Annotated in this window: 12 protein-coding genes; 1 reads left to right on the top strand and 11 read right to left on the bottom strand. The window is 73.6% G+C overall.

Annotated features, from left to right (window positions below):
* Window positions 1–73: 73 nt before the first annotated feature.
* The 11 genes from AADR41_RS06245 to AADR41_RS06195 form a co-directional block, all read right to left on the bottom strand.
* The gene (locus AADR41_RS06245) at window positions 74–1,858 is read right to left on the bottom strand and encodes an FUSC family protein (protein WP_342280353.1); all 1,785 of its coding nucleotides are present in this window, start codon (window positions 1,856–1,858) and stop codon (window positions 74–76) included.
* Window positions 1,859–2,087: 229 nt separating this feature from the next.
* Window positions 2,088–3,614: a DUF4874 domain-containing protein gene (locus tag AADR41_RS06240; protein ID WP_342280352.1), complete on the bottom strand. Its 1,527-nt coding sequence runs from the start codon at window positions 3,612–3,614 to the stop codon at window positions 2,088–2,090.
* 145 nt (window positions 3,615–3,759) lie between these two features.
* A complete protein-coding gene (locus tag AADR41_RS06235; RefSeq protein WP_342280351.1) occupies window positions 3,760–4,326 on the bottom strand; it encodes a YciI family protein in 567 nt (188 codons plus the stop codon).
* Window positions 4,327–4,596: 270 nt separating this feature from the next.
* Entirely contained in the window at window positions 4,597–6,018 is a 1,422-nt protein-coding gene (locus AADR41_RS06230; protein ID WP_342280350.1) for an MDR family MFS transporter, read from the bottom strand.
* Complete coding sequence (locus AADR41_RS06225) at window positions 6,015–15,971, bottom strand: amino acid adenylation domain-containing protein (RefSeq protein WP_342280349.1); 9,957 nt, start codon at window positions 15,969–15,971, stop codon at window positions 6,015–6,017. The genes AADR41_RS06230 and AADR41_RS06225 overlap by 4 nt, the downstream gene beginning before the upstream one ends.
* 1 nt (window position 15,972) lies before the next feature.
* A complete protein-coding gene (locus AADR41_RS06220) occupies window positions 15,973–16,758 on the bottom strand; it encodes an ABC transporter ATP-binding protein (protein WP_342280348.1) in 786 nt (261 codons plus the stop codon).
* A complete protein-coding gene (locus AADR41_RS06215) occupies window positions 16,755–17,684 on the bottom strand; it encodes a FecCD family ABC transporter permease (protein ID WP_342280372.1) in 930 nt (309 codons plus the stop codon). Before AADR41_RS06215 ends, AADR41_RS06220 begins: the two co-directional genes overlap by 4 nt.
* A 62-nt stretch (window positions 17,685–17,746) precedes the next feature.
* On the bottom strand, window positions 17,747–18,769 hold the full coding sequence (locus AADR41_RS06210) for a FecCD family ABC transporter permease (RefSeq protein WP_342280347.1): 1,023 nt from the start codon (window positions 18,767–18,769) through the stop codon (window positions 17,747–17,749).
* Window positions 18,766–19,764 (bottom strand): ABC transporter substrate-binding protein, encoded by a 999-nt coding sequence (locus AADR41_RS06205; RefSeq protein ID WP_342280346.1) that lies wholly within the window; start codon window positions 19,762–19,764, stop codon window positions 18,766–18,768. The genes AADR41_RS06210 and AADR41_RS06205 overlap by 4 nt, the downstream gene beginning before the upstream one ends.
* Window positions 19,765–19,884: 120 nt before the next feature.
* Window positions 19,885–20,736: a siderophore-interacting protein gene (locus tag AADR41_RS06200; protein WP_342280345.1), complete on the bottom strand. Its 852-nt coding sequence runs from the start codon at window positions 20,734–20,736 to the stop codon at window positions 19,885–19,887.
* Complete coding sequence (locus AADR41_RS06195; RefSeq protein ID WP_342280344.1) at window positions 20,733–20,972, bottom strand: phosphopantetheine-binding protein; 240 nt, start codon at window positions 20,970–20,972, stop codon at window positions 20,733–20,735. Before AADR41_RS06195 ends, AADR41_RS06200 begins: the two co-directional genes overlap by 4 nt.
* 400 nt (window positions 20,973–21,372) lie before the next feature.
* On the opposite strand from AADR41_RS06195, the gene AADR41_RS06190 reads away from it, so the two are divergent.
* A complete protein-coding gene (locus AADR41_RS06190) occupies window positions 21,373–22,203 on the top strand; it encodes a 2,3-dihydro-2,3-dihydroxybenzoate dehydrogenase (RefSeq protein ID WP_342280343.1) in 831 nt (276 codons plus the stop codon).
* Window positions 22,204–22,232: the final 29 nt, after the last annotated feature.

The following is a 22,232-nucleotide window of genomic DNA, read 5'->3' as shown; positions in this document are numbered from 1 at the left end:
GACCTGCGCGGGTGTGCCGGCCCGCGCGGGTGTGCCGGCCTGTGTGCGGCGTCGCCGGGCACCGCGTCACCGCTCAGCGCCGCCACCGGCCGAAACGTTCCAGGAGCAGGTGGGCACGCTGTTCCGCGGCGGCGAGTTCCGTGGGGTCGATCTCGGCCGGCCAGAGTTCGCCCGCCGCGGCGTCGTCGGCCTCGCGCAGCTCCACCACCGCTGCCGCAAGATGTGTCTGGACGACCGGGAACGACGACTCCAGCCGGTTGTCCAGGGTGTGCTCCGCGTGCTCGGCCGCCTCCGTGCACGCGGCCAGCGCGCGTTCCGCCCGCACCGCCGCGTGGTCGTGGACCACCAGCAGCGCGCAGCCCAGCGCGACGACGATCCCGAGGACGCTGCCCAGCGCCCGGTCCAGGACCAGGGCCCCGGTGGGCGAGGGCACGGCCAGATCGGCCAGCAGCAACGCCAGCGGGGTGAGGAAGACGACACCGAGTCCGTAGTTGCGGGCCACGACGTACTCCAGCAGGAACTCCAGCAGCACGATCACCAGGACGAGCACCAGGGGATCGGGATGCAGGGCCAGCACGCCGAGCGCGAGCAGCAGCCCGGCGACCGTGCCCAGGGTGCGCTGCACCGCCCGCTGGGCCGCCGTACGGACGTTGATCGAGTGCAGAACCGCGGCGGCCGAGATCGCCGCCCAGTAGCCGTGGCCGAGGCCCAGCAGGAGACCTGTCAGTCCCGCCAGCCCGGTGCCGAGGGTCATCCGCAGGGCGGGTACGCAGAGGACCGATCTGTGGCCCCGGCGGCCGTGCTGCCGCCCCGTCACCAGTTCCGCGGCGCGCAGCTCGGCGGCGCGCCGGGTGGCGGGCTCGGCCGGAGCGGGCTCGGGACCGGCCACGGGGACCGGACCGGCACAGGGGGGCACGGACGGGAGCGGCAGTTCGGGCAGCAGCCGCGGATCGCGGTGGCGACGGCTCACCAGCAGCCGGGCCTGGCGGCGCAGCTGCCACTCCAGTCCGGCGGGTACGTCGGGCGGCCGGCGGGCGGAGCCGATGAGCAGCGACCAGGAGAAGTCGGTGAGGCGCAGGCAGGTGCCGCCCCGGGCGCCCCGCTCGGCGGCCGACGGCGGCAGTACGCCGAGCGTCCGGTACGCCTGGAGCACGGCGGCCGTCGCCCGGTGTCTGCCGGGGCCGACGCCGTACCCGGCGTCGGTCGCCCCGCCCAGCTCGGCGAGCTCGCGCAGGGCCGCGGCGACGGCGAGGCGCTGTGGTCGGTCCGGGTGCACGAACCAGCCGGCCACGGCCAGGACCCAGGCGACGGCCGCCCCCGACGCGGCCAGCGCCGACTGCGGAAGGACGTCGGCGGGGGCCGGGGAGCCGTTGGCCGCCACGGCGAACGAGAAGAGCAGCAGCACGGCGCCCAGCCCGCTCAGGCGTGCCGCGTCACAGGCGAGCTTCGCGGCTCCGGCCACCACGGCCATGGCCACGACCACCGCCGCGGCGCCCGCTCCCCCGTCCCGTGGGCGGGCCCACGCGGCGAGCGCCGAACCGCAGCCCACACAGGCGGTCATGGCGACCGCGACCAGGGCGAGCACCCGGGCGCGCCGTGCGTAGGGCAGATTGCGGCCGAACGTGGTGGTGAAGGAGCCGAGCATCGCGTAGACGGCCTGATCGGCCCGTCCGGCGAGCGCCATCGGCAGCGCCGGCAGCGCCATGGCCAGTGCGGCACGCAGGGCGAAGGAGAGGGCACCGTCCACGCTGTGCAGGGCGAGCGCACCGCGCGGGGAGAGCGCGCGCCCCAGATGGGCCACCGAACGCCGCACTCGGCTCCCGGTCACCATGGGGAGCGGAATGCGCGAACGGGGCATATGCGGTGTATACCACCTGTTCTGGCGGCCGGTCCGGACATTGGTCCGCGCATCCGTGCCTGCGTCCCTGCCTGCGTCCGCGCCTGCGTCCGCCCGTTCGTGCGTCGCTCTGCGTATGCGCACCTACGTCCCGACGGCCTCCGCCGGACGGTCCGCGGTCGCGAGCGGCGCCTCGGCCCACCGTCAGCGATCCACCGGGGACGGTGCCACCGTCAGCCGCGCGGCGGGATCAGTGTCCGTCGAGGTGCACCGTCGCCACGACGTTCGCATCGCCCAGCCACGCCGTGGTCGCGTTGGCGAATCGCACCGCGCGGCCACGTTCCGGCCGGGCCGGGTCGGGCAGTGCGACGGCGATGTGGTGACGGCCGCGTGCGCCGGACGGTACGGGCAGCACACCGCTGAACGTCGTGGTTCCGGGCGCGCCGTGGTCGTCGTCCGTCTCCGCCCGCCCCTGCGGCAGCCAGTTCCGCCAGTCCACGGCGACCGGGACCGAAGTGACCGGTCGCGCCGTGCTGTCCAGCAGGAGCAGCTGCACCGGGCGGGGCTCCTTGGGCGCCGCGAAGCCGCGGTTCACCACGTCGACCTCGACCGGGATCTGCCCGTGGAGCACGGCGTGACGCACCGCGCGCGTCTCGATGCGGTAGCCGAGGTGGTCGCGGACGTACTCGAAGGCGGTCCGCTCGACCGAGGCGCCCACGGCGTCGTGGAAGTACCCGTCGGAAACGGGCAGCAGGGCGTCCTGGACCTGTGGCCCGGTGAGGAGGTCCCGCTTCCACGCGGGCACGGTGACGGTGGCGTTGTGCGCGATCGACAGGGTGTCCCAGCGCAGCGTCTGCAGCCGCCGGGCGGTGTCCAGACCGGGGATCACGGTGTTCCACGCGTACGGGTCGGTGCTCTGCCCCTCGTCCCAGGGCATCTCGCCGTCCATGGCGCGGGTGGGTGACACATCGAGGTAGGCGGGCCAGCCGGCGTTGGACGGGACGTAGTAGTCCCACAGTCCCCCGCCGAGCGTGATGTAGTCGTTGTGGAAGCCGATCCGGTCGAGGATCGAGTGGTTGGTGACCATGTCCCGCTTGGCCGCGTGGCGCATCTGCGTATGCATGCCCTCAGGGAGGGCCTGCACGAGCGATGTCATGATCGCGGTGACGGCGTCGGGATACGTCTCGTGCCGGTAGTGGCTGGTTGCCCACTCACCCCAGGCACCGAGGAATCCCGCCTGCCATACGGCAATCACCTCGCTGTTGCGCGCCACGACCGGTGCGAGCTGGGCGATGTGGCGCTGGATGTGCTGCACGGTGTAGCGCCGCTCGGCGCGCACGCCGTCGTCGTACGCGAACCGCAGCACCGCCTGGTAGCCCTTGGCACGCAGCCCCGCGAAGACCCTCTCGATGTTGTCGAGGGCGCTCGGCGGAATTTCGGTGGTGGCGAAGTCCCAGAGGTAGAAGTAGAGCTGGGTGAGGTCTGCTCCCGGCCCGTACTCGGCCTCCAGGGCGGTCAGCCGCTGTGCGGCGTCGGCGGGTTGATCCTGCTCGTCGGCCCAGGGGCTGGTCAGGTCGATGGCGTTGTACGACATCTCGTAGCGGTAACCGCGGCGGGGGTTGACCAGCGGATCACGGCCGTCCACGTCGTCGGGCCGGATTCCACGATGCCGTGTCACCTCCCAGCCCGGCCGGTCCATGGCCCGGGAGGCGGGCGTCGCCCATGGGAGGGCCGCACCGGTGGCCGGGGCGGCGAGCAGATGTCTGCGCGTGGTCAAAGCGGCTCCCCTGGACAGCTGTTGTGGAACCGAGTGTGTTGTGGGAGCTGCCTGCCCTGCCATGGACGGAACGCGTGGGTGGGTGGACTCTTGTGGCCTCGGGCCCTGGCCCTGGCCCGGCAGGACAACGCTGCGCCGCGGACCCTCAGTTGCGTCCGCCGCGCTGCCAGCGCCGGGCCGTCAGGGGCGTGGGGCCGTCGGCGAGCCGGTCCGCCAACGGCTGGAGCAGGCTCCGTGCCTCGTCCGGGAGCGCCCGCACGGCCGCGACCACGCCCGTCGTGTTCTCCTGTTCGTCGTCGACCAGGAGAGCCACGAAGCTCAGCCGTCCGTCCGGCTCCGCGCCCGGCGACCACGGCTCGGCGTCGCCCGGGGTGCGGGGACGCGGAGGCCACCGGGCGGTGACGAGCGTGTACGGGGCATCCGCCACCGGCTCGCGGCGCAGCAGCACCACCGCCGGATCGGCCGTGAACTCCTGGTAGAGGCCGGCCCTCCAGAACGGCTCCTCGGTCGCGAACCGCTCCGCGGCGGCGCGGTCGGCGAGATCGACGACGTGCACGCTTCCCGTGTGCTCCTCGCCGTCGTCGGACAGGGTGGGGCCGCGGAATATCAGCCGTCCGTCGAACCGGTCCATGTAGGACCAGTGCTCCTCGACGAACTCCAGCAGTTGGTCGGCGACCCCGGGCTTGTCTTGCGAGTGAACGTAGAACGGCATGCCGCGACCGTACCCGAGCGCTCGGGACGGGTACCGGCGGCCGTCCTGCCGCCGTCCGTCCTCTTCGTGGCGTCGGTCGGCGCCACGACGGGCGGTGCCGATGGCCGAGCCCGCCCGGACGGTCCGGGCGGGCCGGTGACCACCGCCCGGGAGCCGGGCTCCGTCGGGGCCCGGGCGCTCAGGGTGATCGCCCGCCGCACCGATGCGGCCGCCGCTGGGAAACACCTCCCCGCGGCCACCAAATCCCGGCGGTGGCCGGCTGCGCGCCGCTCATGGCTTCCTGGCCTCGGTCCGGGGCAGCCGTGTGGCCCCGGCGGCGGCGACCAGGCAGAAGGCGAGCACCCACCAGAAGGTGTCGCCGAACGCCGCGGAGATGTCCGGGCCACGGGCGGACAGCCGGTTCTGGAGGACCACGGCGAGGGCGGCGGTGCCGACCGAACCGCCCACCGTGTTGAGCAGGTTGAGCGCTCCGGAGGCACGCGGGAGCTGCGCGGGCTCGATGCGGCTGTAGACGATGTTCATCACGGGCGCGCCGACCATCGCCATCCCGAAGCCGCGAACCACCAGCGCCGAGACGATCACGGCGTCCGGGAGCCCGTGGCCGAGCTGGGTGAACGGCACTGTTCCGGCGAGGATCAGCACGATGCCGGTGACGACCAGGGTTCTCGGTGCGACCTTGTCGATGGTCCGGTTGACCAGTACCGAGCCGGCCGCCGCACCCAGCCCCTGGGGGGCGAGCAGCAGCCCGGCCTGCCATGCCGACATTCCGCGGCCGGTCTGGAAGTACAGCGGCAGCAGGAACGTGGTGCCGAAGACCGAAGCGCCCAGGACGAGCAGGGCGACGGCGGCTGCTCCGAAGGGCGGCCGGGCGAACAGCCGGGGATCGACCAGCGGTGTGCCGCGGGTCCGCAACCCGTGCACGGTGAATCCGGCCAGCATCGCCAGCCCCGCCGACACACCGATCACGGCCGGTACGGTGCGGTGGTGGGCGACCTCGGTCAGCCCGAACACCAGGACGGCCAGGCCGGGCGAGAGCAGCAGGGCGCCGCGCAGATCGAACGCCGCCCGCCGCGTCGACGGCGGCACCGCGGGCACATGGCGACGGGCGAGCAGGGCCGCGACCACCCCGATCGGCAGATTGACCAGGAACAGCCAGGGCCAGGAAGCCACGCCGAGGATCGAGCCGCCGACGAGTGGGCCGAACACCGGTGACAGCAGCGGGACGACCGCGACGACGCTGATCACCCGCCCGGTACGGGTGGGGCCCGCGACGCGGGCCAGCAGTGCCTGCCCGGTCGCCGGCAGCAGCCCGCCGCCGAGGCCCTGGATCACCCGGAACACGACCAGGCTGGTCACCGACCAGGCCGTCGCGCACAGCACCGAGCCGAGCAGGAACACCCCGACCGCGGCGAGCCAGGTCCGCCGGCCGCCGAACCGGTCGGCCAGCCAGCCGGACGCGGGCACGGCGGCGACGACCGCCAGCAGGTACGCGGTGGTCACCCACTGGATCCCGGCGACGGAGGCGTCGAACTCCTCGCTCAGGCTGTCGATGCCGACGCTGACGATCGTGGCGTCCAGCGTCGCCATGAAGGTGCCCAGCACCAGGATGAACGCGATCCGCAGCAGCTGCCGGTCCACCTGCCCGTCCGGCGGCGCGCCGGTCCCGTCCTTCGGCGCGGTGTTCGCGCTCATCGGTTCTCCAGGAGGTCGAACACCTCGTCGTCCAGGTGCTTGTCCAGGGAACGGAGCAGGTCGAGCAGCTCCTCGGCAAGCCCGTCGACAGCTGCTCCGGCCCGGTGGGCGAGCACGCCGGTCCAGCCCTCGCCGTCCGGCATGACGGTCAGGGTCACCGGGTGGTGGGTGGCCTCGCGGAAACGGGTCGCGAGGACCGTGAGCCCGGGGGCGGGTTCACGGAGCCGGTCCGGGTCGACCGGGTAGTTCTCGAACACCACCAGACTGTCGAAGAGCCGTCGTCGCCCGGTCAGCCGTTCCAGGTCGGACAGGGCCACGTGGTGGTGCTCGACCAGTGACCGCTGCCGGGACTGCAGCCCGGTGAGCGTCTCGGCGAGAGTGCCGTCGAGCCGTGCCCGTACCGGCACGGTGTTGGCCAGCAGCCCGATGATCTCCTCCACACCTTCCAGCTCGGGGGGACGGCAGGAGACCATGGCTCCGAAGCAGACGTCCGCGTGGCCGGACCGCCGTGCGAGCAGCACGGCCCAGGCGCCCTGCACCAGGGTGTTGCGGGTCAGGCCGCGCCGGGCGGCGAGGCCGGTGAGCTCGGCCACCAGTGCCGCGTCGAACTCGATGACCTCGGGTTCCTGCCAGGCCGGTCCGGGTTCGCCGGTGCCCAGGTAGTCGCCCTCGGGCAGGCCGTCCAGTTCGGCCGCCCAGGCGCCGAGGTCGGGCTCGTGGTCGGCGCACCAGTCCAGGTAGCCGGTGAACGGCACGGGGGCGGGCAGGCCATGGGCCCCACCGCTGACCCTCGCCGTGTAGAGCGCGAACAGCTCGGTGAGGATGCGCGGGGCCGACCAGCCGTCGGAGAGCACATGATGGCTGGTCAGGACCAGGTCGGCGCGCTCGGGTCCGCGCCGGATCACGGTCAGCCGCAGCAGCGGGCCCCGGGCGAGGTCGAAGGGTTCGGCGAGGTCGGCCGCCAGCGCCGCGTCGGCCGCCCCGTCGACCACGCGGAACTCCGGTCGCGGCGAGGCGGGGATCACGGCCAGGCCGGCGGGGAAGACGGCGCCCAGGTTCGGGTGACGGTCCAGCAGGTCGGCGCCCGCGGCCCGCAGGGCGTCGGTGTCGAGCGGACCGGCGAGGGTGAACGCCGACTGCACGGTGTACGGGTCGGGGCGCTCGGTGCGCGAGTGCCGCAGCATCACCTCCTGCAACGGGGTGAGCGGCTGCACTCCGGCGATCGGGCGGTCGTGGTCCAGTGCCCCGATCTCCGGTGCGGCGGCGACGCGCAGCAACGCGGCCCGCAGCTTCTCGGCCAGGTCCTCGGCCTCGGCGGCGGTGAACAGCGCGGACGGCCGGGTGATCCGGACCCCGAGCAGGTCGTCGCGTACCAGGGCGTTGACCATCAGGCCGTACGGCAGGGGCATCGCGTCGGAGCCGCCCGAGCCGAGCGGGTCGGCGTCCGGGGGTGACTGCCAGGGCGTCTCCCGGTCCGGGGCGCCGGGATAGCGGCCGAGGTAGTTCCAGGCGATCTCGGGTGCCACCGGGTCCAGGAGCCCCGCAGAGGTGAGGATGCCGTGGCCGAGGCCGTCGCCCTGTGCGCGCAGCCGGTCCGCGACCGCCCGGACGTCGTCGTCCGCGTCGAGCCGGACGGGGTGTACGGCGGTGAACCAGCCGACGGTCTGGGACAGGTCGACCTGGCGCGGGCGGCCGTGGCTCTCCAGCGCGACCAGCACCTCGGAGGTCCCGCGCCAGTCCCGTACCGCCCCGGCGAGTGCCGTCAGCAGCACGGCGTCGGGTGTGGTGCGGTACGCGGCGGGCAGGGTCGTGATCAGGGCGCGGGTCGCGTCGGCGTCGAGCCGGATCTCGTGGTGCATGGCCGTGGCCACGGTGTCCCGGGCCGGGTCCAGGGGGCGGGCGGCCGGTGCCGGGGCGGTGTTCATCCGCCGCCAGTGGGGCAGTTCGGCCCGCCGGTCGGCATCGCGCAGCGAACGCGCCCAGCCGAGGAAGGACTGCCCGTGCCGGGTCAGTGAGCCACCGTTGTACGCGTGCTCCAGGTCGTCCAGCAGGACGCGCCAGGACACACCGTCGACGATCAGGTGGTGGGCGATCAGGACGAGCCGGCCCGGCCGGTCCGGTCCGGCGTCCACCCACACCGCGCGCAGCAGCGGACCGGTGCGCGGGTCCATCGCGTCCTGGGCGTCGGCGATCGCGGCGTCCACCGGACCTCGCGGGTCGTCCGAAGCCCGTACGCACGTCAGTACCCCGGTGCCGGTCACCGCACCGGCCGGCGGGATGCGCAGCACATCGCCGGCCAGGTGGGCCCGCAGTACGTCGTGCCGGGCGAGCAGCGCGTCGAGCGCCGCCTGCCAGGTGGTTTCGTCGCCGCCCGGCGGGACGCAGATCTCCACCCACTGGCAGAAGCCGTCCGCGGCGGCCCCCGCCCGGCGCAGCAGGTCCCGCATGACCGGGGTCAGCGGCGCGTCCCCGACGGCCGGTGCCTCGCCGGCGTCGAGGGTGCGGGCCCGTGCCGCGATCCCGGCGACGGTCGCTCCCTCGAACACGTCCCGCGCGCTCAGGCCGAGCCCGCGGCGCCGGGCCCGGGACACCACTTGCAGCGACACGATGCTGTCCCCGCCGATGGCGAAGAAGTCGTCGTCGGGGCCGACAGCGTCGGTGCCCAGGACGTCCCGGAAGACATCGAGCAGCAGCGCCTCGGCCCCGGTGGCGGGCTCGCGCCGCGCGGCGGCGACGGTCTCGGGGGCCGGCAGTGCGGCGGTGTCGAGCTTGCCGCCGGGGCCGAGCGGCAGCCGGTCGATCGGCACGAGTGCCGTGGGCACCATGTGGTCGGGCAGTTGGCCGGCCAGGTACTCGCGCAGTCGTGCGGTGTCCGGGCGGGCGCCGTCGGTGGGGACGACGTAGCCGACGAGCCTGCCCTCGCGCATGATCACGGCGCAGGCGCGCACCTCGGGGTGGCCGGTCAGCGCGGACTCGATCTCGCCCAGCTCGATCCGGAAGCCGCGGACCTTGACCTGGTGGTCGGCACGGCCGAGGAAGACCAGCTGTCCGTCCGGCCGCCACCGCACCAGGTCGCCAGTGCGGTACATCCGCTCGCCCGGCGGGCCGAACGGGTCGGCCACGAACGCGGCGGCGGTCGGGCCGGGGCGGCCGAGGTAGCCGCGGGCCAGGCTCGGCCCGGCGAGGTACAGCTCACCGGTGACGCCGACGCCGGCCGGCTGGAGCCCGCCGTCCAGGACGTACGCGCGGACGTTGGGGTCGGGGCGGCCGATCGGCAGCGGTCCCTCGTCGTCCGGGTCGTAGTGCCAGGTCGTGGCGTTGATGGTGACCTCGGTCGGCCCGTAGGCGTTGAAGAGCGCCCTGCGGCCCGCGCCCCAGCGCCGTGCCAGCTCGGGATCGAGCCGTTCGGCGCCGACGACGAAGAACACATCGGGGTCGACGGTGCGGTCGTCGGGCATCGCGGCCAGGAACGACGGGAGCAGGTTCACCCCGGTCACCCGGTGCTCGACGATGTAGTCGAGCAGTTCGTCGCCGGGTACGCGCACCTCCTCGGGTGCGATCACGGACGTACCGCCGGAGAGCAGCGGCACCATGGTCTGCCAGAACGCGACGTCGAAGCCGGTCGACGCGAAGTGCAGGTACCGGTCGTGCTCGGTGACCCCGACGACCTCCTCCTGCAGCGCGATCAGGTCGGGCACGCCGCGGTGGGTGACGCCGACCCCCTTGGGGCGCCCGGTGGTTCCGGAGGTGTAGATGACGTACGCGAGGGCGTCCTCGGTGAGTCGCCGGCGTGCCCCGGCCGGGTCGGTGTCCGGTACGGACGCGAGGGTGGCCGGGTCGTCGAGGCGCAGGACCGGGATGTCGCGCTCGACGGGCAGTTCGGCGCCGGTCGACACGACCGCGGCCGGCGCGATGTCGTCGAACATGTACGCGAGGCGCTCCTGCGGGTAGCTCGCGTCCATCGGCACGTACACCGCACCCGCCTTGGCGACGCCGAACAGGGCCACGGTCATCTCGATGTCGCGGCCGAGCAGGACCGCGACCGGGTCCTGGGGCCGCACCCCGCGCGCGATCAGCGCCTGGGCGAGGCGGTTGGCCTCGCGGTCCAACTCCGCGTAGCTCAGGCTGCGTCGGCGGCAGACCAGGGCCTCGGCGTCGGGCCTGCGGTCCACCTGGGCGGCGAACTCGTCGAGCCAGTGGCCGCGGTTCCTGGCGGGGACGGCGGTGGTGCCGGTGCGCAGCATCCGGGCCCGCTCGCCGGGGTCGAGGGTGGGCAGCCGGAGCGCGGGCCGTGCCGGGTCGTCAACGATCTCCCGCAGCAGGTTGTGCAGCCAGCGGCCGTAGTCGCGCACGGTCTGCGCGGTGAAGGCGCTCGGCTGGTAGCCGAGGCCGATGGTGATCTCCTCGTCCGGGATCACGATGACGGTCAGCGCGTAGTGCGTGGCATCGGTGATGTCCACTCCGGCCAGGTCGAGCCCGGGGGCGAGCGGGGTGCGCTTCCGGCTGGAGAGCGGGAAGTTCTCCATGACCAGCATGGTGTCGAACAGTTCACCGATGCCGGCCGCCCGCTGGATCTCGGGCAGGCCGACGTGGTGGTGCTCGGCCAGTACGACGCTCTCGGCGTGCACCTGCGTCATGAGGTCCAGCGCGGTCGCGTCCTGGGTGTGCCGTACCCGCACCGGAATGGTGGTGCCGAGCTGTCCGATCATCGACTCCACGCCGTCGACCTCGGCGGGCCGCCCGGACACCGGGCAGCCGAACACCACGTCGCGGCGGCCGGTGAGCCTGCCCAGCAGCAGGCCCCAGGCGGTCTGGAGCACCGTGGTCAGGGTGACGCCGTGTTCGCGGGCGAACGTGCGCAGCCGGTCGCTGAACTCGCCGCCCAGAGCGACGGTCTCGCGACCGGGGCGCTCGACGGCGGTGCCGGTGCTCGCGGGTGCCAGCCGGGTCGCGCCGTCGACGCCGGCCAGCGCGTCCCGCCACGCGGTGAGCGACGCCTCCCGGTCCCGGCCCGCCAGCCACCGGAAGTACTCCGCCAGCGGTGGGGCGGTGGGTGCGACGGGGCCGCCGCCCAGTTCGGCGTAGACGGCGAGCAGGGTGCGGCCGACCAGCGGCATCGACCAGCCGTCGAGCAGGGCGTGGTGGTTGGTGATCACCAGTTTGTGCTCGTCGGGACCGACCCGGGAGAGCAGGAAGCGGATCAGCGGCGGCCGGGCCGGGTCGAACGGGCGCTCCAGATCGGCACGGGCCGCTTCGGGGAACCGGTCGTCCACCCGCCAGTCCAGGGCTGCTTCGGCGGGGATCACCTGCACCACGGTGTCTCCGGCGGTACCCAGGTAGACCCGCAGTGCGGGGTGGCGGCGCAGCAGTTCGCGTGCGGCCTCGGCCATCCGGTCCGGTTCCAGTGCGCCGACCAGGGTGGTCACGGCCTGGACCACGTAGACGTCGGTGTCGTGGTCGTCGCGGACCAGGGTGTGGAAGGACAGCCCGATCTGAAGGGGTGTGGCGGGCAGTACGTCGGCGATCCGGCCGGCGCGTTCCAGCGTGTCGATGGCGTCCTGGTCGAGTCCGGCCAGCGGGAGGTCGCAGGGGGTGAGACCGCCCTCGGTGTGGAGCGCGTGCGCGGCGAGCGCGTCCAGCGCCGCGGCCCAGGACTGCTGGAGAGCAAGGACGGCTTCGGTGCCGAGCACGCCGGTCGCGGCGGTCCACTCGACGGCGAGCCGGGGCGCGCCCTCCTCGTGGACGAAGCAGTTGAGGGCCAGCACCTGTTCCAGGGCCTTGGCGCCGGGCTCGATCACCGAGAAGGCGTCCTGTTCCGGCAGGCGCCATCCCGTTCCGGGCAGCGGGGTGAACCTGCCCAGGTAGTTGAGCAGCACGTCCGGCGGCGGGGTCGCGGCGAGTTCGCGGCCGGCCTCCGGATCGAGGTGGCGCAGCACGCCGTAGCCGACACCGCCGTCGGGGACGGCGCGCCGGGCCTCCTTGGCGGCCCGCAGCGTCCGGCCGACGTCGTCGCAGGCGGGCACACGCACCGGGTACTCGCTGGTGAACCAGCCGACGGTACGGCCCAGATCGAGGTGCTCGCGGCCGTGTCCCTCCATCGACACGGTCACCGCGTCGTCGCGCAGGCCCCAGCCGCGCAGGGCCAGCACCAGCGCGGCCAGCAGCACCTCGTCGACCCCGGCGCGGTACGCCGCGGGCAGGGTGGTCAGCAGTGCCTCGGTGGCCTCGGCCGAGCGGTGGGCGGTCGAGACCGTGTCGCGCCTCGGGTCCAGCGGCCGGGCGCCCAGCCGGGTCGCGGAGTCGAGCGCGGTCCGCCAGTGGTCGAGTTCGCCGCGCCGCGCGCCGGATTCCCCCTGGCCTGCGAGGAGTACGGCGTGCCGCCGCCAGGACGCCCCGACGGGTTCGAGCGTGCCGCCCGTGCAGGCGGTGTGCAGGTCGGGCAGCAGGATGCGCCAGGACACGCCGTCCATGGCGAGGTGGTGCACGACGACGACCAGCCGGTCGGGGGTGTCGTCGCCGGTACGGAGCAGGGCCGTGCGCAGCAGGTCGCCGGAGCGCGGGTCGAGTCCGCCCGCCAGCCGCCGGGCCAGGGCGGTCACGTCCTCGCCGTGCACCTCCTCGACGACGGCCCGCACCAGGCCGCGGGGCAGTACGTCCAGGCCGTCGCCGGCCCGCAGCCGCAGCGCGTCGTGGTGGTCGAGCACGGCCTGTACGCCGGTGACCAGTTCGTCGTGGCCGAGTCCGTCGACGTGCAGGGCGGTCCACTGCGCGTAGCCGGCGACGACGTCCACGTCGGGGTGCGGGTCGAGCAGTGCGCGCACGATCGGCGGGGCGGGCACCGGTCCGGCCGGTTCGTCCACCGGCTCGGGCGCCTGTGCCAGCGGCTCGGCGGAGGCTGCCAGGGCGGCGAAGCTGCGGCGCGCCAGGAGGTCGCGGGGCCGCAGTCCGAGGCCCGCCGCCCGCAGTCTGCTGCTGACGGTGATGGCGGTGATGCTGTCCCCGCCCAGCGCGTAGAAGTCGTCGTCCACGCCGACCCGTTCGACGTCGAGCGCCTCCGCGAGGACCGCGCACAGCAACCGCTCCCGCTCGGTGCTCGGCTCCCGGCCGCCGCTGTGCTGCTGCGCGGGCGCGGGCAGGGCGGCGCGATCGAGCTTGCCGTTGGGCGTGACCGGCAGCCGGTCCAGCACCACGACCGCCGCGGGCACCATGTGTTCGGGCAGTCGCCCGGCCAGGTGGGCGCGTGCCTCGTCCCCGGTGACCGAGGCGGACACGACGTAACCGATCAGCCGGGACGACCGCAGCGCGGCGGCCGCCGCGGTGACCCCGGGCACGGCGGCGAGCGCCGTCTCCACCTCGCCGGTCTCCACCCGGTGGCCGCGGATCTTGACCTGTCCGTCGCCCCGGCCCCGGTACTCCAGGCCTCGGCCGGGCACCCAGCGGGCCAGGTCGCCGGTGCGGTACATCCGCTCGCCGGGCGCGCCGAACGGGTCGGCGACGAAGCGCTCCGCGGTCGCTTCGGGCCTGCCGAGGTAGCCGCGGGCCAAGTGCGGTCCGGCCAGGTACAGTTCGCCGGCCGTGCCGTGCGGCACCGGCTGCAGCGCGCTGTCCAGCAGGTGGATCCGGGTGCCGGCGAGCGGGTATCCGATGGTCGGCTCGTCGCCCTCGATCCGTGCGGTGGTGCTGTCCACGGTCGCCTCGGTCGGCCCGTAGATGTTGCGCGCGGTGATCCCCGATCCGGCGACCCGCCGCCACAGCGCGGGCGGGGTGGCTTCCCCGCCCAGGACCAGCAGGGTGGGCCGCAGCTCCAGCAGGCCGCCGTCGATCAGTGGCGAGGCCATCGACGGTGTGGTGTCCACGATGTCGATGCCGTCGCGGACGTACGCGGCGAGCAGGGCGTCGGCGTCGCGGGCGGTCTCGGTGTCATAGACGTGCAGTTCGTGTCCGCACAGCAGCCACACCAGGTGGTCGAAGGCGGAGTCGAAGGCGAAGGAGTAGGTGTGCGCGGCGCGCAGCCGCCTGCCCGCGGCCCGCTCGGCCTCCGCGACGACCGTGGACCGCTGGTGGTGCAGCAGCGCGGCCAGGCCGCCGACCCGGCCGAGTACGCCCTTGGGGCGGCCGGTAGATCCGGAGGTGTGGATGACGTAGGCGAGGTGCTCGGGGTGCCGGGGCGCGGCCAGTTCGCCGGTGGTCAGGGGGGCGCCGGACAGCGCGGCGGCCTCGTCGAGCAGGGTGGTCCAGGGCAGCCCGTCGACCGCGCCGGCGGTCAGTACGAGCGCGGGGCGGGTGTCGTCGATCAGCTCGCGCAGCCGCTCGGGCGGGTACGCGGCGTCCAGCGGCAGGAACGCGGCGCCCGCGTCCAGCACGGCCAGCAGGGCGATCACCGAGTCGACCGAGCGCGGCAGCGCCAGCGCCACGACGTCGTCGGCGCCGATCCCGCGCGCCCGCAGGGCGCGGGCCGACCGGTGCACCCTGTCCGCCAGTCCGGCGGCGGACAGCCGGTCGTCGCCGCAGACCAGGGCGGTGTGCCCGGGGCCGGCGGCGGCCATCGCGTCGAAGGCGGCCGGCACGTCGACCGGGGTGCCGGGCAGCGCGGGCGGGCGCCAGTCGGCGAGCAGCCGCTCCACGTCGTCGGTCAGGGCGATCCGCCCGACGGGCAGGCCGTCGGTCAGTCCGGACAGCAGGGCCCGCAGTCCGGAGAGCAGACGGTCGACGGCGGCCTGGTCCTTGGACCGGGCGTCGACCTCGAAGCCGAGCAGCAGTCCGCCGTCACGGGTCGGCAGAACGCTGAGGCCCATGTCCTCCGGCGGGCCGCCGGCGACGTTGCGCATCACGCCGCCGGCTCCGGCGAAGTCGAGGGCCAGGTCGAACGCCTTGAGGTTGATCCCGCGCCCGTGCAGCAGCGCGCCCGCGCCGGGTGCCGCGAGGTCCCTGGGCAGGTCCTCGCCCCGGTAGCGCTGGTGGTCGCGCATCTCGCGCATGGCGGTGGCGACCCGCCGGCTCAGCTCCACGAGGTCGTCCCCGGCGCGCACGGTCACCCGCAGCGGCAGCACGTTGACCGCCATGGCGGGGGTGCGCAGTTCGGTCGAGCCGGCCCGGCACATCAGCGGCAGTGCGAACACCACATCGGTTCGGCCCAGCATGCGGTGCAGGAAGGCGGCGTAGCCGGCGATCAGCGCCTCGCCCCAGGTGACACCGATCCGGTCGGCGAAGGCGCGCAGCCGGGCCGTCTCCTCGGCGGTGACGACGGCGCGGGCGGTCAGGGTCCGGTCCGGCGAGGAGGCGGCGGCGGTGGGGTCGGCGAGGTCGGGCAGCGGGGTGAACCGCTCGACCCAGTACGCGCGGTCCTCGGCGCACCGGTCGCTGTCCCGGTAGGCCCGGTCGGCGGCGACGAGGTCGGCGAACCGGCCGAAGGCAGACCGCGGCGGTTCGGTGCCGGACACCAGTGCGGTGTAGCGGGCGGCGGTGCGGCGGGCGAGCATCGAGGCGCTGTAGCCGTCGAAGACCAGGTGGTGGCCGAGCTGGGTGTACCAGACCTCGTGGTCGGACAGCTTGATGACGGTACGTGCGTACAGCGCCCGGTCGACCATCCCCCGGCAGGCCTCGGCGGCCCGCTCGCGCTCGGCCTCGACGAGTGCCTGGGCCGCGGCGGCGGGATCGGCCGCGCCGCTGACGTCGACCACCTCGGGCAGCCGGACCGGCTCCTCGCTCACCGCCTGGCGCGGCCCGTCCGGGGTGTCGTACACCCGCAGCCGCAGGGTCTCGGCCTCTTCGGTGGTCGCCCGGACCGCCTCCGCCAGCGCGTCCACGTCGACCGGCTCGCCGCCGGATATCTCCACCACGTCGCCGACCAGGTAGTACGGCGAGTCGGGTTCGAGGCGCTGCGCGTTCCAGATGCCCGACTGGGCGCCGGTCAGGGCGAGCAGGCCGTCCGAGGAGGCGCTTGCGGTGCTCAACTTACTCTCCTAGCAGTGTGGGAACGACCATCGGTGTGCCGGTCACCGGGTCGGGGACGATGACGCTCGGCAGGTCGAACACGTCCTTGATCAGCGCGGCGTCCACGACGTCCCCGGGGTCGCCCTCGGCGACCACGCGGCCGTCCTTCATCGCGATCAGGTGATCGGCGAACCGGCAGGCCTGGTTGATGTCGTGCAGGACGGCGACCACCGTGCGGCCCCGGTCGCGCAGCCCGGCCAGCAGGCCGAGCAGTTGGTACTGGTGGGTGATGTCGAGGAAGGACGTCGGTTCGTCGAGCAGCAGGTGGGGCGTCTGCTGGGCGAGCACCATGGCCATCCACACCCGCTGGCGCTGTCCGCCGGACAGCTCCTGCACGGGACGGTCGGCCAGGTCGCCGACGCCGGCGGCGGCCATCGCCCCGTCGACGGCCTCCTCGTCCTCCGGCGACCACAGGGCCAGCATCGACTGGTGCGGGAACCGTCCCCGGCCCACGAGTTGCCGGACCTTGATGTCGTCGGGGGCCAGCGGGTCCTGCGGCAGGAAGCCGAGCTGTTTGGCCAGTGCCTTGGTGGCGTAGCGGCCGACCTCGCGGCCGTCGAACTCCACCTGCCCGGAGTCCGGCCGCAGCAGCCGGACCAGTGCGCTCAACAGGGTCGACTTCCCACAGGCGTTGGGGCCGACGATGGCGGTGAACGCGCCGTCGGGGATGTCGATGCTCAACCGGGTGGACACGACCCGGTCTCCGTAGCGCAGGGTTATGTCCCGCGCCGTCAGGCGTGCGGTCATGCGCGCCTCACCTCCTTGGTCAGCAGCCAGATCAGGTAGCAGCCGCCGATCGCGGTGCTCACCACTCCGACGGGCAGCGCGACGGGCGCCAGCAGCATCTGGGCGATCAGGTCGGCGCCCATGAGCAGTACGGCCCCGGTCAGGGCGGCCGGGAGCAGCGGCACTCCGGCGGCGCCCGCGAGCCTGCGGCCGATCTGGGGTGCGGCCAGGGCGATGAACGCGATCGGGCCGGCCACCGCGGTCACCGTGGCCGTGCACCCGACGCCGACCAGGACCATCAGCAGCCGCAGCCGGTCGATCCCGACGCCGGTGGTCACCGCGACCGCGTCGCCGAGCGATGCCTGGTGCATGGCGTGTGCCCGCGAGGCCATCAGGGCCAGGAGCACGGCGATCACCGTGAACGGGATCCCGAGGTCGGCCCAGCCCACTCCGTTGAGCGATCCCGCGCTCCAGCCGACGGCGGCGATCGCCACCTCCAGCTCGGCGCGCAGCACGATCCAGGAGTTGATCGCGGTCACCATCGCGTTGAAGGCGATGCCGATGACCACCAGCCGGAGCCCGGAGAAGCCGCGTTCGAACGAAAGCAGGTAGATGGCGGCCGCGACGGCCAGGCCGCCGAGCACCGATCCCACGGCGAGTTGTGCGGAGGTGCCGGAGAACACGGTGAGGGCGACCAGGGCACCGGTGTAGGCGCCCGCGTCGAGGCCGATGACGTCCGGGCTGCCCATCGGGTTGCGGGTGAGGTTCTGGAAGATCGCTCCGGCCACACCGAGTGCGGCGCCGAAGACCAGCCCGGCCAGCACGCGCGGCAGCCGCCAGTCGCGGATCACCACGGAGTGGTCCGTCCCGGTCAGTGCGGCGAACACCTCGCCGGGGGTGGACCATGACGCCCCGTAACACAGCCCGAGCAGGCCCAGGCCCAGCATGAGGGGCACCAGCACGGCGGGGAGCAGCACGGTGCGGCGCTCGACCCTCAGTCCGAGTACGGTCACAGCGACCCCGCCCCGTAGCGGCGGACGGCCCAGATCAGCATGGGGCCGCCGAGGAACGCGGTCACGATGGCGACCGGCACCTCACCGGTGGGCAGCAGCACCCGCGAGCCGATGTCGGCGACCAGCAGCAGGATCGGCCCCAGCACCATGGTGTAGAGGATCAGCCATGGCACCGAGCCCGCCGCCGGCCTGCGTGCCAGGTGCGGGACGATCAGTCCGACGAAGAGGATCGGCCCGGCCACCGCCGTCGCCGCCCCGCTGAGCACGGTGATCAGCACCAGTGCGGCGACCCTGGCCCGGCCCACGCCCGCACCCAGTGTGTGTGCCACGTTCTCCCCCAACGTCAGGGCGTTCAGTGCCCTGCTCAGCAGCAGCGCGCCGAGCAGGGCCACGGCGATGGCGGTCAACGGCAGGGCCAGTGGCGCCTGTTCGCGGCCCGCCAGCGACCCGACCGACCAGAACCGGTAGGCGTCGAAGACGTCCGGGAGCATCAGCCGCATGCCCAGCGCGACGCCGCCCAGCACCGCGGTCAGGGCCACGCCGGTGAGTACCAGGCGCAGCGGTGAGCGCCGGCCGACCGCGGCGACCAGCAGTGCCGCGAGCACGGATCCGACGACGGCGAAGCCCAGTTCGCCCGCCTGACCGGCGGCCAGCCCGAGCGCCGAGCCGACGGTCACGGCGAACCCGGCGCCCGCGGTGACCCCGAGGATGCCGGGCTCCGCCAATGGGTTGCGGGCCAGCGTCTGGATGAGCGCGCCGGCCACCGCGAGCGCGGCGCCCACCGCGACGGCCAGTACCGCGCGCGGCGCCCGGATGTCGCGCACGATCACCTGGTCGTCGGTGCCCTGGTGGTCGAACAGTGCCCGCAGGACCTCGGCGGGCGGGACGTGGCGGGCCCCGACGCCCATGCTGAGCACGGCGATCGCCGCGAGCAGCAGCAGTCCGCCGACGAGCAGGCCGATCTGTGGCCCGGATCGCCCGGTTCCCGCCGTCCGGGACGCGCGGCCCGCGACGGTCACCGGTTCAGCAGCGGAGCGAGCGACTTGTCGATCGCGTCCAGGGTCTGCATGGCCTCGCCGTAGGTCGCGGCCTCGGTGTAGCGGAACGGGAAGGTCTTGCCGGCCTTGACGGCGGGCAGGTTCTTCCAGAGCTTCGAGTCCAGTACGTACTGGACGGACTTGGGGACGCTGCCGTCGGCGTTGACCGAGTACGTCATGACGTCGGCCTCGCGGAAGGCGGCCGGGAGCTCCTCGATGGAGGGGTACTCGCTGACCGACTGCGAACCGGGGCCGGGCTTCTTGACCTTGCCGTAGTACTTCGCGCCGAGGTCCTCGGCGATGTTGGTGCCCCACGAGCCGTTGAACTCGCGCTGGAAGGTTCCCTTGGCCGCGTCGCCGTACGCGCCGACGTGGCCCAGCTTGAGCCCGGGCAGCACGTCCTTGTACTTCTTGGCCAGCTCGGCGGCCTTGGCCTCGTACGTGTCCTTCGCGGCGTCGAACTGCTTCAGCGAGCCCGCCGCGTCGGACTGCTTGCGGGAGAGTTCCCGCCAGGCGGACGGCACGGTCGGGCCGATCGCCACGACCGGGGCGATGGACTCCAGCCGCTTGACGTCGATGTCGCCGAGCACGGGGGCGGGCACACCGATGACGATCAGGTCGGGGTCGGCCTCGGCGACGGCCTCGTAGTTGGTCTCGGCCGCCTGCTCGCCCGCCACCTTGGGGAGCTTCTTGTACTCGGCCAGGTCGTCCTTGGACATCATCGGCTCGCCGCGCTTCCACGAGGAGATCCCGACCAGCGGTGCGTCGGCCTCGATGAGGGCGGGCACCGCATAGCCGGTGGCCACCACGCGCTTCGGAGCGACCGGGATGGTGATCTTGCCGTTGTCCGCGGCGAACACCCTGGTCCCGCCCTTGTCCGAGGCGTCCGAACCGCTCTCCGAGGAGAACCCGCAGCCGGTCAGGATCAGGGCCAGCGAAGCGGCTCCGACCAGGCCGGACGATCTGCGTATGGACATGAAACGCTCCTTGTTACTTAGGTAAGGCTCACCTTACTCGATGGCCTTTGGGTCGGGGCGGACCGGAGGGCGGCAGCACGCGCGCCCCCTGTCCGGCCGGTCATTCGGTCGGTCGGTCGGTCAGTGATCGTCCTCGTCGAAGTCGGCGACGCCGCACTTCCAGTAGCCGGTGATGTCGCTGTCGGCCTTCTCCAGCCGCAGCTCGTCACGGACCCAGCGGCGCAGCGGTTTGATCTGCCCCGCCTCACCGGCGGCCCACACGTACACCCGCTCCCCCTCGGGCACCTTCACCGCGGTCGCGGCCCGCGCCAGGGCGTCACCGGTTCCGGCCGGCCGGTCGCCGCGGTGCAGCCAGCACACCTCGAAGCCCTCGGGCGCGGACAGCTCGATCTCCTGCGTGGCGTCGACGACTTCGACGAACGCCCAGCCCTTCGCGCTCCGGGGCAGCTCCTCCAGCCAGCGCGCGATCGCGGGCAGGGCCGTGATGTCCCCCGCGAGCAGATAGCGGTCGTAGGTGTGCGGGACGATCATCCCGCCGGGCGGACCCGCGAGGTGCATGATGTCGCCGGGCCCGACCCCGTGCGCCCACTCCGAGGCGAGGCCGCCGTCGTGCAGGGCGACGTCGATGTCGATCTCGCCCGCCACCGGGTCGTGACGGCGCACGGTGTACTCCCGCGAGACGGACCCCGGTCGCGGCCAGCTCAGCATCAGCCCGTTCCGCTCGGGCAGCCGCAGCGAGCCGTCCGGATCCGGGAAGAGCAGCTTCACGTGTTCGTCCGGCGCGTGGGCCTCGAACCCCTCGGCACCGGGCCCGCCCAGGGTCACCCGCAGCAGACCGGAGCCGACCATGGCGGTGCGTACCACCTCGGTCGCCCGGATGCCGATCGGGTAGCCCACCTTCTCGGCGTGACGACCCGCCCGGACCTCCGCGATCCGCTCCAGGTGCCGGTGCCGGTGGTCGACGCGGCTCATGCGGCACCACCCGTCAGCAGCTCGGTCCAGTGCCCCAGTTCGGGCTGCTCGGCCAGGTCGGCGAACTCCAGCGCGGCCGCCCCCGCGGTCCGCCAGCGGTCGACCAGGACCATGATCCGCACCGAGTCCAGGCCGAGGTCGACAAGGTTCTCCTCGGGCCCGATCCCCGCGGGATCGCAGCCGAGCAGTTCCGCGACATCCGCGCGGACGCGTTCGGGGGACAAGGTCTGATTCATCGGGTTGCTCCTGCGGGAATGGACGCCGGCAGCGCGGTCGACGCGCCGGCGGTGATGGGTACGACGCCACGGCACGGGGCGGCGTCCGCGCACGCCTGGTCAGGGCGTTCACGGGAAGGGCCGGCGACCGCACCGGTCGCCCGGCGGCGATGCGGGCCGGATCGCCGTGGTTCGTGACGAGTCGCCCCGGAACTCCGGCACCCCGCCTCGAACCCAGGCAAGGCTAACCTAACCTACGGGCGCCGACCATGGAACGGGGACCTTGATCCCGCGCGACACCGGCCCCCCAACTCCCCTCGCGCGAGGGCCCGTCACGCCACCACGCGCACCCGAGCCGCACCCTCTTCGTCGAATTTAACTTAGGTTACCCTTGCCTAAGTTTCCCGAACGGAGGTTGCTCATGCCTGAGCACATACCGGGCAGAAACGGCGAGTTCGACGGCCGTACTGTCCTGGTGACCGGTGCCGCACAAGGCATCGGGGCGGCTGTCGCCGAGCTGTTCGCCACCCTCGGCGCCCGGGTGGCCGCCACCGACCGCGCGCAGGACGGCATCGACGCCCTGGCCGCACGGTGGAACCGGCGGCAGGCGGAGAAACCGGCGAGCGAGCGGCCGGCGGGCCGGATGGAGCCGTACGTCATGGACGTCACCGACCGTCCCTCGGTGGAACACACCGTGACCCGCGTCGAGAACCGGCTCGGCCCCATCGACGTACTCGTGAACGTCGCGGGTGTCCTGCGCGACGGCCCCGCATCCGAACTCTCCTACGAGGACTGGTCGGAGACCTTCGCCGTGAACACCGACGGCGTCCTGCACACCTCGCAGGCCGTCGCACCGCTGATGGCCGGCCGGGGCAACGGCTGCGTCATCACCGTCGGTTCCAACGCCGCCGGGATCCCTCGTACCGGAATGGCCGCATACGCCGCGTCGAAGGCCGCGGCGGTCATGTTCACCAAATGCCTGGGCCTCGAACTCGCCCGCAGCGGCGTACGGTGCAATGTCGTCGCCCCCGGATCCACCGACACGGCGATGCAACGCGCCCTGTGGAACGGCCCCGGCGCCGAGCAGCGGGTCATCGAAGGAGACCCGGCCACCTACCGCACCGGCATCCCGCTGGGCCGGATCGCCGCCCCCGAGGACATCGCCGACGCCGTCGCGTTCCTGGCCTCGGACCGCGCCCGCCACATCACCATGCAGGAGCTGTACGTCGACGGCGGCGCGACGCTTCGCTGACCCACCGTCAGCCCTCCCGCAAGCTCTCC

The organism is Streptomyces sp. CLV115, assembly GCF_038448545.1.
Taxonomy (GTDB): Bacteria; Actinomycetota; Actinomycetes; order Streptomycetales; family Streptomycetaceae; genus Streptomyces; species Streptomyces sanglieri.
The sequence above is the reverse complement of the archived record's forward strand: the minus strand, read 5'-3'. Positions and strand labels throughout refer to the sequence as shown.

Bases quoted from the DNA above. Each gene is read 5' to 3' on its own strand.
- AADR41_RS06245 (WP_342280353.1), bottom strand. From the start codon at position 1,858: ATGCCCCGTTCGCGCATTCCGCTCCCCATGGTGACCGGGAGCCGAGTG.
- AADR41_RS06235 (WP_342280351.1), bottom strand. From the start codon at position 4,326: ATGCCGTTCTACGTTCACTCGCAAGACAAGCCCGGGGTCGCCGACCAA.
- AADR41_RS06230 (WP_342280350.1), bottom strand. From the start codon at position 6,018: ATGAGCGCGAACACCGCGCCGAAGGACGGGACCGGCGCGCCGCCGGAC.
- AADR41_RS06220 (WP_342280348.1), bottom strand. From the start codon at position 16,758: ATGACCGCACGCCTGACGGCGCGGGACATAACCCTGCGCTACGGAGAC.
- AADR41_RS06215 (WP_342280372.1), bottom strand. From the start codon at position 17,684: ATGCTGGGCCTGGGCCTGCTCGGGCTGTGTTACGGGGCGTCATGGTCC.
- AADR41_RS06205 (WP_342280346.1), bottom strand. From the start codon at position 19,764: ATGTCCATACGCAGATCGTCCGGCCTGGTCGGAGCCGCTTCGCTGGCC.
- AADR41_RS06200 (WP_342280345.1), bottom strand. From the start codon at position 20,736: ATGAGCCGCGTCGACCACCGGCACCGGCACCTGGAGCGGATCGCGGAG.
- AADR41_RS06195 (WP_342280344.1), bottom strand. From the start codon at position 20,972: ATGAATCAGACCTTGTCCCCCGAACGCGTCCGCGCGGATGTCGCGGAA.
- AADR41_RS06190 (WP_342280343.1), top strand. From the start codon at position 21,373: ATGCCTGAGCACATACCGGGCAGAAACGGCGAGTTCGACGGCCGTACT.